Below are 15,432 nucleotides of genomic sequence, written 5' to 3'. Positions count from 1 at the left end.
GGCGGCGGCACAACCCACGGATCACGCCATCTGGCGCCGAACCAGCTCGTGCAGCCGCCCGTGCGTGTCCGCCAGCAGCTGTGCGGGCGGGCCCTGCTGGGCGACCTTGCCGTCCTCCATCACGATCACGCGGTCGGCGTCCAGCACCGTGGACAGGCGGTGCGCGATGACGATGCGGGTGGCGTTGAGGGCCTTGGTGCTCTCGATGACCGTGCGCTGCGTCTCGTTGTCGAGGGCGCTGGTCGCCTCGTCGAAGAAGAGGATGCGCGGGCGGCGGATCAGGGCCTGGGCGATCATCAGACGCTGCCGCTGCCCGCCGGAGATCGCGCCGCTGCCCGACACGATGGTGTGCAGCCCCATCGGCATCCGCTTGATGTCCTCCGCGAGCCCCGCCATCTCGGCCGCCGCCATCGCCTCCTCCGGCGTGTACGGCTCCGTACCGCAGATGACGTCCAGGATGGACCCGGTGAACGGCTGCGCGTGCTGGAGCACGACCCCGCACTGCCGTCGTACGGCGGACTGGTCGAGCGCCGCCAGGTCCTGACCGTCGTACAGCACACTGCCCGAGACCGGCTTGTCGAAGCCGATCAGCAGCCTGAGCAGCGTCGACTTGCCGCAACCGCTGGGGCCGACGATCGCCACGAACTCGCCCGACCGCACGTCGAACGAGACGTCGTCGAGGACGAGCGGGCCGTCGTCCGAGTACCGGAAGGACAGGCGGCGCGCCTCGATGGCACCCGTCAGCGGCCCCGGCCGGGTGCTCGCCGTGCGCACCTCGGGCGTGGCCTCCAGCACCGGCTTGATCTCCTCGAACAGCGGAAGCGCGGCCACCGCCGAGACGAACGCTCCGGTCAGCTGGGTGACCGAGGTCAGCAGCATCGTCACCGAGGTGTTGAAGGTGAGGAACGCCGCCGCCGACATCGAGCCGCGCGCCGGACCGGCGAGCAGCATGAACATCAGCAGCGTGCACAGCGGCAGATACACGGCACCCAGCACCGTGGTGAGGTTCTTGATCCGCCCCACCTTCTGCTGGAGTTCCCGGCTGCGCGCGAACTGGTCCGCCCACGCCCCGTAGGCGTAGTTCTCGGCCGCCGCGACCCGCAGCTTGGGCAGCCCGCGCAGCGTCTGGAACGCCTGGTTGTTCAGCTTGTTGCTCAGCACCACCAGCCGCCGCTGCCAGCGCACCTGCCACAGCCCGAGCCCCAGGAACACTCCCGCGATGACGACGAGCATGCCGATCGCCGCCAGCGCCATCGGCACGCTGTACCAGAACAGCAGCGACAGGTTCATCGCGCCGACCGTCACCGACTGCGCGACGACCGGGCCGACCCCGGCCATCAGACGGCGGATCGAGCTGATGCCCATGGCCTGGCTCGCCAGCTCACCGGTCGAGCGCTCGGTGAAGAACTTCGTCGGCAGCCGCAGCAGCCGGTCCCACAGGGCCGGTTGAAGCGTCGCCTCGATACGGCCCTCCAGGCGCAGGATCGTCATGTTCTGCAACAGCATGAACGCCGCGGCCACGACACTGCTGATCATCACGGCCAGACAGAACTGCACGATCAGATCGGTCTGGGCCTTCGGCACGAACTCGCCGAGCACCTTGCCCGTCGCGACCGGCACCAGCGCACCGATCGCGACCGTGACCAGGCCGCTGATCAGCAGGTTCGTCAGATCGCCGCGCGTGCCCCGCATGCTGAACCGCAGCAGCCGCAGCGGGCTCAACGCGCGATCGGGCAGCGGCCGGTAGAACATCACCGCACGCGGCTCGAACTCCTCCGCGTTGGCCTTCTCGATCGGCGTCTCACGGCCGGTCGCCGGATGCACGGCGACATAGCCGCCGCGCCGCCACAGCAGCGCCACCGGCGCACCCGACAGTGCCCGGTGACCCACCAGCGGCCCCACGTTGTCCCGCCACCAGGGCCCGTCCAGCCGTACGGCCCGGGTCCGCACGCGCGACGCGATGGCCACGCGCTCGACCGGGTCGAGCCGGTCGCTCTCGGTGCCGCTCTGCGCGGGCTCGGCCAACGTGATCCCGGCCGCCTGCGCGACCAGCTTGCAGGCCGCGTAGCTGGCGTCCGCGTCGGCGGCCGTCGTGCGCTTGTCGCTGCGCTTGCCGATCGACGCCAGCAGCGTCCGGTCGGCCTGGGCGCGTACCGCCTCGCCGGCCTTGATGCCCTCCGCCGTGCGCGACTCGTGAGTGCGCTCCAGCTGCTCGATCCAGCGGTCCAGCGTGGTCAGCAGGCGGTACTGCTGGTCGACCATGGACTGCCAGACCGCCGGGTCCATCAGCAGATCGGCGGCTGCCTCGGCGCCGTACAGCGAGCCGTACTGCACACTGCCCGGCGGCACCTGCATCCAGAAGACGTCGTCGTCGGTGACCTCGGCCGCCCGGTCGGTGGCCATGGGGGCCTGGAAGAGGATGGTGAGGCTGCGGCCGACGCCGAGTGCGAGGGCGTACTCCAGCGGGCTCGTCTGCGGCGGGACGTACTGCGGGTTGCCGTACTCGTCGTAGGACCAGGTCTGCGTGTTCGCGGGCTGGTACAGCTCGCGCAGTCCGATCCGGTGCACGACGCAGTCCCTGAGCGGGCGGGCCACCAAGGTGTGCTGCGGTCCCGGGACCGGGCCGAGCAGCAGGGAGCCCGCCTCCAGGCGGCCGAGGTGGTGCCAGTGGCCCTGCTGCCCGGCGTCGACCGCGAACAGGTCGACGGCGCCGGACGCGACCAGCCACAGCACCTGCGGGCCTTCGAGGTCGAGACGGTTGTGCCCGGCGCAGTCGATGCGCGTGCCCATCTGCCCGAGCGCGTTGAGAACGAGGTCACCCTCGTGGACGGAGGTCATCTCACCGCTCCTTGACCAGTGCCGCGTACGCGCCGCCGCGTGCCACCAGGTCCTCGTGCCGGCCGCGTTCCACGATCGTGCCGTGCTGGAGTACGACGATCTCGTCGCTGTCACGCACGGTGCTGAGCCGGTGCGCGATCACCACACAGGCACAGCCGCGCTTGCGCAGGTTGTCCATCACGATCTGTTCGGTCTCGGCGTCCAGCGCGCTCGTCACCTCGTCCAGCACCAGGATGCTCGGCCTGCGCACCAGCGCCCGCGCGATCTCCAGGCGCTGGCGCTGCCCGCCGGAGAAGTTGCGGCCGTCCTGCTCGACCCTGCTCCGGATGCCGCCCGGGCGGCGCATGACCACGTCGTACAGCGCCGCGTCGCGCAGCGCGTCCACCACCGCCTCGTCCGGGATCGACGGGTCCCACAGCGCCACGTTGTCGCGGACCGTGCCCTCGAACAGGAAGACCTCCTGGTCGACGAAGGAGACGGAGGCCGCGAGCGCGCCGCGCGGGATGTCCTCGATGCGCTGGTCGTCGATGCGGATGACGCCCTCCCAAGGGGCGTACAGACCCGATATGAGGCGGGACACCGTCGACTTGCCACTGCCGGAGCCGCCGACCAGGGCCACCTGTCGGCCGGGGCCGACGGTCAGGTCGAAGCCGGTGAGCAGGGGCTTGTCGAGCGGGCTGTAGCCGAAGGTGATGTTCTGCAGCTCGACGTGGCCGTGCAGCCGGCGTGTCGAATCGCCCGCGCCGGGGCGGCCGTAGAGCGGGTCCGCCTCGAAGTTCTCCACGTCCTTGAGGCGGGCCACGTCGGCGGCGAAGTCCTGGATGCGGCCCGCGACGCCGTTCAGGCGGGTGATCGGGGCGGTGAAGCGGGTGACCAGGGCCTGGAAGGCGACCAGCAGACCGACGGATATGCCGCCCTCGATCGCCCGCATACCGCCGATCCAGAGGATGAGCGCGCTGTTGAGCGTGGCGAGCGTGGGGGCCACCACGCCCAGCCAGGCACTCGGCACGCCGAGGCGCTGCTGCTCCTCCAGCGTGGTGGCGTGCTGTCCGGCCCACTTGCGGAAGTAGCCGTCCTCGCCGCCGGTCGCCTTCATCGTCTCGATCAGCTGAAGGCCGGTGTACGCGGTGTTGGTGAGGCGGGCGCTGTCCGCGCGCAGCTTCGCCGTACGGGTCGCGCGCAGGCGGATGACGACGCGCATGGCGACGACATTCAGGAGGGCGACGCCGATGCCGACGAAGGTGAGCTGGGGGTCGTAGGTATAGAGGAGGATCGCGTAGAGGACGACGACCACCGCGTCCACGCCCGCCGCCGCGAGGTCACGGGCCAGCGTCTCGGACACCGCGTCGTTCGACTGGAGCCGCTGCACCAGGTCGGCCGGGCTGCGCTGGGAGAAGAACGTCACCGGCAGCCGCAGCAGATGGCGCAGGAAGCGGGCGCTGGAGAGGGTGGAGGAGATGATCCGGCCGCGCAGCAGGTTCGCCTGTTGCAGCCAGGTCAGCACCACGGTGAACGCGACACAGGTCCCCATCGACGCGAACAGCACGCCCAGCAGGGAGGTCTGGCCGCCGATGAGGAACATGTCGATGTAGGTGCGGCTCAGCGCGGGCACCGCCGCGCCGACCACCACCAGGAGGAGGCTCGCCAGTACCGCGGCGGGCATCGTGCCCGCGGTGCCGCGCAGCCGGGCCGGCATCGCGCCGAGCACGCCCGGCTTGCGCCCGCCCTTGCTGAAGCTCTCGCCGGGCTCCATGACCAGGACGACACCGGTGAAGCTGCCGTCGAAGTCCTCCATGGGCACGAAGCGGCGGCCCTTGGCGGGGTCGTTGACGTAGACGCCCCGGCGGCCGAAGCGGCGGCCCATGCCGTCGTAGACGACGTAGTGGTTGAACTCCCAGAACAGGACGGCCGGCGTCTTCACCTCGGCGAGGGCGGCCGTGTCCATCTGCATGCCCTTGGCCGTCAGCCCGTAGCTGCGGGCGGCCTTCAGGAGGTTGCTGGCGCGCGACCCGTCGCGGGAGACACCGCACGCTATGCGCAGTTCCTCCAGCGGGACATGGCGGCCGTAGTGGCCCAGCACCATCGCGAGGGAGGCGGCCCCGCACTCCACGGCCTCCATCTGGAGCACGGTGGGCGTGCGGACGGTCTTCGACTTCCCCTTGGGCACGGGGCGCTTCGGCGGTGCGGCGCGGCGCCTGCTGCGCGTCTCCTGTGCGGCGCTCACGGCAGCAGCCAATCGACGGGACGCTCGTCGGCCAGCCGGATCGAGGCGTCGGCCATGGTCATGGAGGTGAGGGAGAAGGGCGGGCCGTCCGCGGACGACCACTTGTAGCCGCTCTCGGTGCTCGACTTCTCGTCCAGCTTCACCAGTACGGCGACCGGCCTGCCGTCCTTGGTGAACTGCTCGCCGAGCTGGTTGTCCCCGAGGAACGCGGCGATCTGCTGCGCCGACTGCACGGCACGGTCGACCGACTCCACATGGCCGCGCAGGACGCCGTACTCCTGGGTGGGCACCGACTGGACGGTCAGGTCCACGGCAGCCTTGTCGGGGATGGACGCCGCGTTCTCGGCGGGAACGTACACCGTCGCGTACAGCGGGTCCTTGGTGTCGGCGACCTTCTCCACGGCGGCCACGTTCGCGCCGGTCTGGATGATCTGCCCGATGGTGGCGGCGAGCCCGGTGACCCGGCCCGCGGCGACCGTACGGACGACCGTCTCGCCCTCGGCCGTACGGACCTTCAGGACGGGGGACTTGGCGGGCAGCTGCTGGCCCTGCTTGGCCAGGACCGCGGTGACCTGCCCGGCGACCGGGCTCTGCAGGATGTAACTGCCCTGCCCGTGGGTGAGGATGGCGGGCGCGCCGACGGTGGAGGCGACCGAGCCGGTCACCGCCCACACGGACGCGGCGGCCATGACGATGACGGTCACGGAGAGGACCAGCCAGCCCTGCGGGCGGGCGAAGCGCACCGGAAGGTCGAGCTCCTCCGGTGACTGGAGCTTGGCGAGGGCCTGTTGGCGGAACTGCACGGAACTTTCCCTCACCTGAGGATGAGTGGAGACCGGCGCGCGTGGGCCGGTCGTGGTGCGGACGGTGCCCGTCTGTTTTCAGGCACCCAAGAGCCCCGGAGCCGGGGAATGGCTCCGGGACTCAGAGGTATGAAAGGTGCGATCAGAGACCGGCAACCAGACCCGAGACCGGGGCGGTGTTCAGGCCGGTGACACCCTCCACGGTGCCGACGACCGTGTCGACCAGGCCGGAGACCGGGGCGATGCCGTTGACAGCGTCGAGGGCACCGTTCACGGCGTTGACCTGCAGGCCGCCGGAGACGTTGTCGAGCTCGGCGTCGGAGATCTCGACGGTCGCAACCTGGGGGGTGGAGTTCATGATGGAACTTCCCTTCCTAATGGATATCTCACAAGGGGGAGCGGCCCCCTCTGGGGACAGATGACGGCCGCGACCGCAGGCGTCCGGCGCCCGTTTCCGGGAACCGCTCACGACCCCTGCGGTGCGATGGATCAAAGCACGCTGTGGGCGCGGGCTTCCAATCAAACTTCGGCCTCACCAGGGCACTTTGATCTCGGCGGCATCGATCCGTGCAGAAGTGCCCACGCCTTGTCGGCGACTTCTTCACATGCGTCACAGCATCGGCTCGGGCGAGCTGTTGCATCGCCTCGGAAGGGGGACGTGAAGGTGGCGGCGAATGCGACACTCCGGTCTCAAGGGGGTGACCGCCGGTAGCGCCCCTGTGCAGAACCTCGGCCGCCGGTGACTTCGTTGAGTATTGAATGTGTAGATTCGCTGAAGCATGGATTCCGCTCCACTTTCTCAACCGACCGTTACTGATCGGTAGCGGATCGTGTCAGCTCGGGATCGGCTCGGGGTCGCCTCGAGGTCGGCTCGGGATCGGCTCGGATCAGCCCAGAAGCGCGTACACCGTGCTCGCCCGGGCCGCGATGTCCCCCGACGCCTCGGAGGTCATCGCGATGTCGGCGAACGCCATGCGACGGCCCAGCTTGGTGACGACCGCTTCGATCAGGACATCCGAACCGATCACCGCGCGCTGAAATGACGTCGACTGCTGCACCGTCGTCATCGGCCCGTACGAGCCGCGCGCCGCCGACACGGCGATCACGGTGGCGGTGTCGGCCGCGGCCATCAGCGCCTGGCCCGACAGGGCGCCGCCCTCCCGGGCCAGTCCGTCCGACCAGGGCAGGCGCAGGACCGCGCGGGGGCCCTCCACCGACTGGACGGACAGGCCCAGTTCGAGGACCCAGGGGGCGAAGTTGGCGGAGAGGATCTTGTCGGCTTCAGCGGTGGTCATCGTCATATGGGGGATTGTTCCCGCCGCCGGACCGGCAGGTGCGGTCCTTGGCCGATTCGGTGTTGCGAACGCGACGCGTTGAAACGGAATTGAACGCCCCGTGCGGCCCGTGCGTACCAACTGCCAACCAGGCGCCCCGAAAAGCTGCCGCACAAGGCGGCACAGACCCCGTCCCCCAGGAGGTCGAGAAGTTTGAGTCACAAGCGAATTCCGAAGCGCAAGGCCGCGATAGCAGCGGGCAGCGTGGTGGCGCTCGGAGCGGCCGCGATCCTGCTGCCCAACGCCAACGCGTCGCAGGACGCCGCGACGGACAGCGCCGCCGCTCCCAAGACCCTGAAGGCGGGGGACGCGTCGGATCTCGCCTCGCAGCTCGCGGGAATGCTGGGCGACGCCTTCGCCGGTTCGTACTACGACGCCGAGAGCCAGCAGCTCGTCGTCAATGTCATCCCCGGCGACAACAACAACGTGATCGTCCAGGCGAAGAAGGCCGGCGCGAAGGTCCGCGAGGTCGAGAACAGCCTGAACGAACTCGCGTCCGGCGCCCAGACCCTGAAGTCCGAGGCGACCATCCCGGGCACGGCCTGGTCGGTCGACCCCAGAACGAACAAGATCCTCGTCACCGCCGACAGCACCGTCACCGGCGACAACTGGGACCAGCTGGAGTCGACCGTCGACGGCCTCGGTTCGGGCATGGCGACCATCAAGAAGTCGGCCGGCACCTTCAAGACGTTCCTCTCCGGCGGCGACGCCATCTTCGCCGGCGGCTCACGCTGCTCCGCGGGCTTCAACGTCACCGCGGGCGACGGCACCCCCGCCTTCCTGACCGCCGGTCACTGCTCCCTCGGCGGCAACGAGTGGTCGGACACCGAGGGCGGCCAGCCCATCGCCACCGTCGACCAGTCCACCTTCCCCGGCGACGGCGACTTCGCGCTCGTGAAGTACGACGACCCGGCGACCGAGGCGCCGAGCGAGGTCAACGTCGGCGACCAGGCCGTCCCGATCAGCCAGGCCGCGGACGCCGAGGTGGGACTCCAGGTCTTCCGGATGGGCAGCACCACCGGACTGAACGACGGTCAGGTCCTCGGACTCGACGCGACCGTCAACTACCCGGAGGGCACCGTCACCGGGCTCATCCAGACCGACGTCTGCGCCGAGCCCGGAGACAGCGGCGGCTCCCTGTTCACCCAGGACGGCCTGGCGATCGGCCTGACCTCCGGTGGCAGCGGTGACTGCACGGTCGGCGGCGAGACCTTCTTCCAGCCGGTGACCACCGCCCTGGAGGCGGTCGGCGCGACCCTCGGCGGTGACGCCGCGGGCGGCGGCGCGGGTGCCGGTGACGAAGCCGGCGCGGGTGAAGAGGCCGGCGCGGGCGAGGAAGCGGGCGCGGGCGAGGAGGCCGGTGCCGGTGAAGAGGCCGGTGCGGGCGAGGAGGCCGGTGCCGGTCAGGAAGCCGGTGCGGGCGAGGAGGCAGGTGCCGGTGAAGAGGTCGGCGGCGGCAACGCCGACGGCACGGGCAACGGCCTCGGCGAGATCGTCGGAAACGGCGTCGGGAACTGACGCCCTGACACCGGCACACGGATCCGACTGATCCGACTGATCCGGACGACAACGCGGTCCGGCCCTCCGGCGGGAGGGTCGGACCGCTGTCGTGTCCAAAGGCGTCAGCCGCGCGCCCGCAACAACAGCAGCGCCACGTCGTCGACACGCTCGTGCCTGGACGCGCTGTGCTGCACCAGCAGATCGGCGAGTTCGTCCAAGGGCAGCTCCCCGGCCTCGGCGAGCAACTGGCCGAGCTCGGCGAGCGCGTCCTCGATGTCGACGCCGGGGGACTCGATCAGCCCGTCGGTGTAGAGGACCAGCACACAGCCGGGCGTGAGCTCGACCTCCGTCGTCGGATACGTGGGTGAGCCGTCGATGCCCAGCAGCGGGCCCCCCGCGAGGTCGAGCACCCGCACGCGTCCGTCCGGCCGTCGCAGCAGCGGCGGCGGGTGCCCGGCACGGGCCATCACCGCCCGCCCGTGTTCCGGATCGAGGCGCAGGTACAGACAGCTGGCGAACAGGTCCGAGCCGAGGTCCAGCAGCAGCCGGTTGGTGCTGCGCATGACCTCCTCCGGGGCCTGACCGACGGTCGTGTACGCCCGTACGGCGGTGCGGATCTGGCCCATCAGGCCGGCCGCGGTGACGTTGTGCCCCTGCACGTCCCCGATCACCGCCGCCGTCAGGCCGTCCTCCGTCGGCACCAGGTCGTAGAAGTCGCCGCCGATCTCCATGCCCTGGGTGGCGGGCAGATAGCGCGCGGCCGCTTCGACGCCCGGCAGCGGAGGCAGCGAGTGCGGGAGCAGAGCGGCCTGCAGTCCGTGCGCCAGCTGGTGCTTGACGTCGTAGAGCAGAGCGCGCTCCAGCGCCTGTGCGATGAGCCCGCCCAGGCTGGTCAGGACCGCCCGCTCGTCCGCCGGGAAGGGATGCCGCTCCGAGTAGGCGAGCACACAGGTGCCCACCGGCCGCCCCGAGGCGATCAGCGGCAGATACGCCCAGGCCGCGAAGCCGTCGGGCGTCGAGTGCCGCGTCGGGTACAGGCGCTCCAGCTCCTGCTGGGAGTCGAAGAACGCGGGCACGCCGGTGGTCAGGGCGTGCGTGCCCGGGGTCTGCTCGGTGAGCGGCAGGCCGTCGAAGCGCTCCACGATCCGCGGATCCGGATAGCCGCGGTGACCGAGCACGTGCAGCCGGCCCGCCCGCGACCCCAGGACGACCAGCGCCTGGCTGCCGACGGCCGGGACGATCTCGTCCGCGACCAGCTGCACCACGTCCTGCACACCCGCCGCCTCGGTGAGCGCGCCCGCCAGGCTCAGCACCTGGGAGATGGTCACCAGCCGGCCCGGCGCGTCGTCCTGCCGCGGCCCACTGCGGCCCATCTCCGCCACCGCGCGGGCCCTGCTGATCCGCACGCTCAGACCGGTCGTGCTCGGATACATGCGGAACGACAGCCAGTCACCGGGCGGACGCAACGCCAGGAAGGACGTGGTGTGCTGGCTCATCAGCGCGGCCCGGTACCGGTCCTCGTACACGGGGTCGTTCAGCCAGGGCACGGACGCCCACAGCTGGTTGCCCAGCAGGCGGTTGACCGGGACGCCGATCAGCTCGGCCGCCGCGGGGTTGGCGAAGCTGACCCGGCCGTGCAGATCGAGCGAGCACAGCCCGTACGGCAGCCGCGCCACCATGCGTGCCGCCTCCACCGTGCCGAGTGTGCCGGCGGCGCCGCTGAACGCCGGCCCGGCGACCAGATCGGGCTCCGGCAGCGGCGGAAGGCTTTCCTCCAGGGCGCGTTCAAGCCGCACCGCGAGCCGTCGGCAGGCGGCGGTGAGATGGTCGCGCTCCCGCTCCGACAGCTCCGGGGGGTGTGCGCCGGGCCAGGTCACGAAGATCGCGCCGTAGGCGGTGGTCTCGGTGGCCACGGGCAGCGCGGCCAGCGCGAACGGATACGGCAGCACGACGGCGATCCGCGGATAGCGGGCCGCCATGTCCTCCTCGCCCCTGACCCAGACGAGCCGCCGCTCACGCACGGCCTCCGCGACCGGGATCGGCGCGCTCAGCCCGACCCGCTCCCAGGGCGCCGCGAACGCCCGGGGCAGGCCGGCCATCACCGCCATCTCCAGCACGGGCTCGTCGGCCGCCAGCAGATACACCGCACCGGAGTGCGCGTGCACCTCGTCCAGCATCGAGGCAAGCGCCAGCGACAGGAGCGGCCGGCCGACCCGCGTCCGCGCGGCCGCCGGCGCCTGGGCGGACGTCTGCCCGTCGGACACGCCGACCACCTCCTCCGCAGGGCCGCGCGACGGGTTCCAGGGCTTCAAATCTCCCTCCTCACGGCCCGACGCGCACGGCGAGCGGCACCGCGTCCCGCGGGGTCGCCCGACGAGCGGAGCGGGGACCCAGCGCAGGGTCCGGGCGCGCCGCATCGTGACGTCGGCGTCCCCGCAGCGAGGGGGCTTACCCCCTTGCCGTCGCCCCATGCCCCCACAGTCGATGCGCGACCCCGGCGTACGGGCGCCTCGCGTGCGCCCCCGCGCACCCTGATGGCCGGATCTTCGCGCCCGCAGACGGTCACGGACGCCAACAATGGGGCACGCGCTCAACACCATGGGAGCGACGAACGGCGGGCTGGAGGGGCGGCAGTGATCCGGGTCCTTGTGGTGCATGACGCGTGTCTGGTGCGATCGGTGCTGGCGGAGTGGCTGCGCCGGGAACGGGGCCTGGAGGTGTACGACGCCCCTTGGCGCAGCGCGCCCGCACGCGCGCGTTCCGTCCGGCCGGACGTGTGCGCGGTGGACCTGGAGTGCACGGACTCGTACGGCATCCCGCCGCTCGGCGAGCTCCGCGTACGCGACGTGGGCAGGACCCCGCCGCATCTGCTGGTGCTGGCGAGCGCTCACCGGCCGGGGCTGCTGAAGCGGGCCCTGGAGGCGGGGGCGCTCGGGTACGTCGACAAGGAGGGCTCGCCGGACCGGCTGGTGCGCGGAATCCGGCGCGTCGCCGAGGGGGAACGTTTCGTCGACGATTCGCTGGGCTTTGCTTTCCTCAAGGCCGCCGAGATGCCGCTGACCCGGCGTGAGCTCAGCGTGTTATCCCTCGCGGCGGAGGGAGCCTCCGTCGCGGAGATCGCCGGGAGCCTGCACCTGTCCCACGGGACGGTGCGCAACTACATGGCGGCCATCACCCGCAAGACCGGGGCCCGCAACCGCATCGACGCGATCCGTATATCCCAGGGCGAGGGCTGGCTCTGACCGCTGCCGCGACACGGGCGTCCAGCCGCCGACGAGTTCGCGATAGCGCGCCGAGCGCCGTACGAGCTCGTCGTGCGTCCCGTACGCCGTGTCGCGGCCGTCCATCATCAGGACGCGGTCGGCACGGCGGGCCGAGCTGATGCGGTGGGCGACGACGACCAGCGTGCCGCCGGGGCGGGCCGCGAAGGCCTGCTCCGCGCGTTCCTCGGCCCGCGCGTCGAGATGACAGGTCGCCTCGTCGAGCAGCGCGAGCGGGGCGTACGACAGGTGGGCCCGGGTCAGCGCGATCAACTGCCGCTCACCCGCGGACAGCGCCCCGGGATCCACCCGGCCCTCCGGCCCGCCCAGCGCGTCGAGCAGCGGCGCCAGTCCGACCGCCTCGGCGGCGGCGAGCAGCTCCGCGTCGGGGACCGGGTCGGGCCGCAGCAGGGCGAGGTTCTCGGCGAGGGTGCCGGTGAACACGTACGCCTCCTGCGGAATGAGCACCCGCCGCGCGAACGCACCCCGCCCCGGCACCGCCTCCCCGCACACCCGGATCGTGCCGCACCGGGGCTCCAGCAGCCCGGCCACCAGCGCCGTCAGCGTGGACTTCCCGATCCCGCTCGGCCCGACGACGGCCAGGTGGGAGCCGGTCGGGAGGGTGAGGTCGAGGTCGTCGATCACGGGGAGTGCGGTGGGGCCGTAGGCGAAGGTGACGGAGGTGAGCGTGAGGGCGGGGGCGTCGGTGGGCGGGGGAGAGGGCGGCGGCTGCGGGGTGTCGGTGTGGGGCGTGGTCGAGGGGTGGGCCTCGGTGGCGACGGGTGTGTCGCCCCGGGCCCTGTCCGAGCCGCCCTCCTCCGGCACCAGCCGCCGTATCACCACCGCCAGCCGCGACCCGCTCGTGCCCAGGCCGTGGACCAGGTTGTGCAGGGCGGGGAGCAGGGACTGGGTGACGTAGGCGAGGGCGCCCACCAGGGCGCCGGTGGTGACGCCGTGGCGGAGGAGCCAGGGCGCGGTGGCGAGGAGCAGCACGATCGGGAGCTGTCCGCCGAGGGCGAGGGCGGCCACGCGGAGCACCCCGAAGCGGGCGAGGGACCGGGCGGCCCGCAGCTCGGCGTCCACGAGCTCCCCGGCGTCGGCGGCGACCCGGTCCTCCGCGCCGGCCGCCGTGATGTCCCGCAGCCCGGGGCAGACGGCGCCGAGCCGGTCGGCCAGGGCCTCGTCGGCGGAGAGGAAGACCTCCTGTCTGCGGGCCAGTGGACGCAGCGTCGCCGCGAACAGGCCCACCCCCGCGGCCAGCGGCGGCAGGACGACGAGCAGCAGCAATGGGGCCAGCGAGAACAGGCCGGCCAGGGCGCCTACCGCGGTGAACACGAACGACCGCGACACCATGACCAGGCCCGCGAAGGTGTCCCGCGCGATCTCCACCTGCTGGGTGAGCCCGGACAGCGCCCCGCGGTCCGCCTCCCGCACCCCGCGCTCGACCACCCGCGTCACCAGCCGGTCCCTCAGCGGCTCGACCAGCGCCGCGACCGCCCCGTACACACGAGCCGTGCCGTACGCGCCGACGACGACCCCGAGACCGGCGACAGCAAGCCACCCGAGCCCGACCTCCGTACGGCCCCGGAGGAACCCGTCGTCCAGGGCGCGGGCCGGGGCGTATCCGATGAGGAAACTCTGACCCGTCTCCAGCACCGACCAGAGGGCCAGCCGTACGAGGACGGGCCATCGGGCCAGCAGGAAGCGCACCGCGCGCGGGTGCAGCCCGCGGGTCACGCCGATCCCTCCCCGGCGAAAGCCTCCCGGTACTCGGCGATCCCCCACAGCTCCTCGTGCGGCCCCACCGCACGCACCCGTCCGCCGTCCAGCCAGGCCACCGCGTCGGCGCGGGCCGCCGTCGCCGCCCGGTGGGCGACCAGGAGGCGGGTGGCGGACGAGCCCCCGGTCAGGGCCTCGGCGATACGGGCCTCCGTCACGGTGTCGAGGCTGGACAGCGCGTCGTCGAGGATCAGCAGGCGGCCGTCGTGGGCGAATGCCCGGGCGAGTCCGAGGCGTTGGGACTCGCCGCCGGAGCGCGGGGCGTCGGCAAGTGCGGTGCCGTAGCCGTGGGGCAGGCGGCGGATGAAGTCGTCCGCGTGGGCCGTACGGGCGGCCTCCCGGATGCGGGTGGGGGAGGGGTCCGGCAGGCCCAGGCCGATCGCGTCCTCGACGGTGCCGCCCAGCAGGACAGGGCGTTCGAAGGCGTGGGCCACGGCGCGGCGCAGGTCGTCGTGGGCCAGCTCGCGCACCGGCACTCCGTCGAGCAGGACTTCGCCGTCGTCCGGGTCGGCGAGCCGCCCGGCGATGGCGGCGAGCAGGGACTTGCCCGCGCCCGAGCGTCCGACCACGGCCAGGGTGGTCCCGCCGGGGACGACCAGGTCGATCCCGTCCAGCACGGTGTGTCCGCCGCGCCGGGCGGTCACTCCGCGCAGCTCCAGGCGGCCGGGACCGGGAGGCAGGCGGCGCACGCCATGGGCGGGGGCGGGTTCGGCGACGACCTCGCCGAGGCGTCCGGCCGCCGCCCTGGCGCGGGCCAGGCTCGCGAGCTGCGCGACCAGCACGCCGACGCCGGTCGCCAGCACCGCGTAACGGGAGGCGGCGAGCATCTCGCCGACGGACAGCCTGTGTTGGGTGAGCAGGGTGCCGGCTGCCGCGACGACACCGAGCTGCAGCAGCGGGGCCACGGTGACGGCCTGGGCGGCGGCCCGCCCCTGCACCCGCCACATGCGATGCCCCGCGCGGGAGAGTTCGGGCAGCGGCCGCAGGATCCGTGCCGTCTCCCGGTCCGTCGCACCCGCCGCGTGGATGGTGCGCCGGCCGTCGACGGCTTCGACGAGTGCGGCGGCGATCCGGCCCTGTTCCCGCTGGTAGCGGGTCATGCAGCGGGAGGTGTCGCGCGCGAAGGTCCGCAGCAGGGCGGCCAGAACCGGCGCCCCGGCGAGGAACACGGCCGCGAGCCACAGGTCGGTCAGGCCGAGGGCGACGATGCCGCCGACCGGCCCGGCGAGCGCGGCGAGCAGTGCGGCACGGGCTGCCGGTGCCGTGCCGGCCTGAGCGGCGTTGCCGACGAGCCGTGCGACCAGATCACCGGACCCGAAGCGGGCGTTGGCCCGTGGGCCGACGGCCAGGACATGGCCGGACAGCCGCCGCCGCAGCCAGGCGGTCGTCCGGGCATCGACGGTGCCGACGAGGACGCTCTGGCATCCGTCCAGCAGAGCGAGCAGCAGCACGAGTCCGGCGCAGCACAGCACCCAGCCCGTCGCCGGTGCCCGCGCCAGAAGGAGGTCCAGGGTCCGCCCGAGCGCGGCGGGCAGCAGCAGCCCGGTCCCGGTCGCGGCGAGGGTCATCAGGCACAGGGCCGCCGTACGGGCCCCGCTGTGCCGGGTGGCGGCGCGCAGCAGCATGCCCGAAGCGTCGTCGGCAGGAGTCGTCGTGCCCCTCATTCGGCTGCGGCCTCGCTCCCTCGTCGGGGC

General features: G+C 72.3%; 9 protein-coding genes and 1 pseudogene. 2 read left to right on the top strand and 8 right to left on the bottom strand.

The features are described 5' to 3' along the window. Positions 1 to 21 precede the first annotated feature (21 nt). From OHT51_RS03940 to OHT51_RS03920, 5 genes are all read right to left on the bottom strand, one after another. On the bottom strand, positions 22 to 2,838 hold the full coding sequence (locus OHT51_RS03940) for an NHLP bacteriocin export ABC transporter permease/ATPase subunit (protein WP_328877462.1): 2,817 nt from the start codon (positions 2,836 to 2,838) through the stop codon (positions 22 to 24). A gap of 1 nt (position 2,839) precedes the next feature. Then, entirely contained in the window at positions 2,840 to 5,062 is a 2,223-nt protein-coding gene (locus OHT51_RS03935; protein ID WP_328877461.1) for an NHLP family bacteriocin export ABC transporter peptidase/permease/ATPase subunit, read from the bottom strand. Continuing rightward, complete coding sequence (locus OHT51_RS03930) at positions 5,059 to 5,865, bottom strand: HlyD family efflux transporter periplasmic adaptor subunit (protein WP_328877460.1); 807 nt, start codon at positions 5,863 to 5,865, stop codon at positions 5,059 to 5,061. The genes OHT51_RS03935 and OHT51_RS03930 overlap by 4 nt, the downstream gene beginning before the upstream one ends. 142 nt (positions 5,866 to 6,007) lie before the next feature. After that, positions 6,008 to 6,223 (bottom strand): hypothetical protein, encoded by a 216-nt coding sequence (locus tag OHT51_RS03925; protein WP_030052098.1) that lies wholly within the window; start codon positions 6,221 to 6,223, stop codon positions 6,008 to 6,010. A 529-nt stretch (positions 6,224 to 6,752) separates the two neighbouring features. Further along, positions 6,753 to 7,166 (bottom strand): PaaI family thioesterase, encoded by a 414-nt coding sequence (locus OHT51_RS03920; RefSeq protein ID WP_328877459.1) that lies wholly within the window; start codon positions 7,164 to 7,166, stop codon positions 6,753 to 6,755. A 186-nt stretch (positions 7,167 to 7,352) separates the two neighbouring features. Between OHT51_RS03920 and OHT51_RS03915 the strand changes: the two genes are divergently transcribed. After that, a complete protein-coding gene (locus OHT51_RS03915) occupies positions 7,353 to 8,717 on the top strand; it encodes a S1 family peptidase (RefSeq protein ID WP_328877458.1) in 1,365 nt (454 codons plus the stop codon). 104 nt (positions 8,718 to 8,821) lie between these two features. Here OHT51_RS03915 and OHT51_RS03910 read toward each other — a convergent pair whose 3' ends face one another. Next, positions 8,822 to 10,972 (bottom strand): PP2C family protein-serine/threonine phosphatase, encoded by a 2,151-nt coding sequence (locus OHT51_RS03910; protein ID WP_328884235.1) that lies wholly within the window; start codon positions 10,970 to 10,972, stop codon positions 8,822 to 8,824. Positions 10,973 to 11,233: 261 nt separating this feature from the next. On the opposite strand from OHT51_RS03910, the pseudogene OHT51_RS03905 reads away from it, so the two are divergent. After that, a pseudogene (locus OHT51_RS03905) lies at positions 11,234 to 11,857 on the top strand (LuxR C-terminal-related transcriptional regulator); the annotation flags it as partial. Here OHT51_RS03905 and OHT51_RS43295 read toward each other — a convergent pair. Beyond that, entirely contained in the window at positions 11,780 to 13,696 is a 1,917-nt protein-coding gene (locus OHT51_RS43295; RefSeq protein ID WP_443052398.1) for an ATP-binding cassette domain-containing protein, read from the bottom strand. The pseudogene OHT51_RS03905 and the gene OHT51_RS43295 overlap by 78 nt on opposite strands. Continuing rightward, on the bottom strand, positions 13,693 to 15,363 hold the full coding sequence (locus OHT51_RS03895; protein WP_328877456.1) for an ABC transporter ATP-binding protein: 1,671 nt from the start codon (positions 15,361 to 15,363) through the stop codon (positions 13,693 to 13,695). The genes OHT51_RS43295 and OHT51_RS03895 overlap by 4 nt, the downstream gene beginning before the upstream one ends. Positions 15,364 to 15,432: the final 69 nt, after the last annotated feature.

The organism is Streptomyces sp. NBC_00299, assembly GCF_036173045.1.
GTDB classification, from domain to species: domain Bacteria; phylum Actinomycetota; class Actinomycetes; order Streptomycetales; family Streptomycetaceae; genus Streptomyces; species Streptomyces machairae.
The sequence above is the reverse complement of the archived record's forward strand: the minus strand, read 5'-3'. Positions and strand labels throughout refer to the sequence as shown.

Bases quoted from the DNA above. Each gene is read 5' to 3' on its own strand.
- OHT51_RS03895 (WP_328877456.1), bottom strand. From the start codon at position 15,363: ATGCTGCTGCGCGCCGCCACCCGGCACAGCGGGGCCCGTACGGCGGCC.
- OHT51_RS03940 (WP_328877462.1), bottom strand. From the start codon at position 2,838: ATGACCTCCGTCCACGAGGGTGACCTCGTTCTCAACGCGCTCGGGCAG.
- OHT51_RS03925 (WP_030052098.1), bottom strand. From the start codon at position 6,223: ATGAACTCCACCCCCCAGGTTGCGACCGTCGAGATCTCCGACGCCGAG.
- OHT51_RS03920 (WP_328877459.1), bottom strand. From the start codon at position 7,166: ATGACGATGACCACCGCTGAAGCCGACAAGATCCTCTCCGCCAACTTC.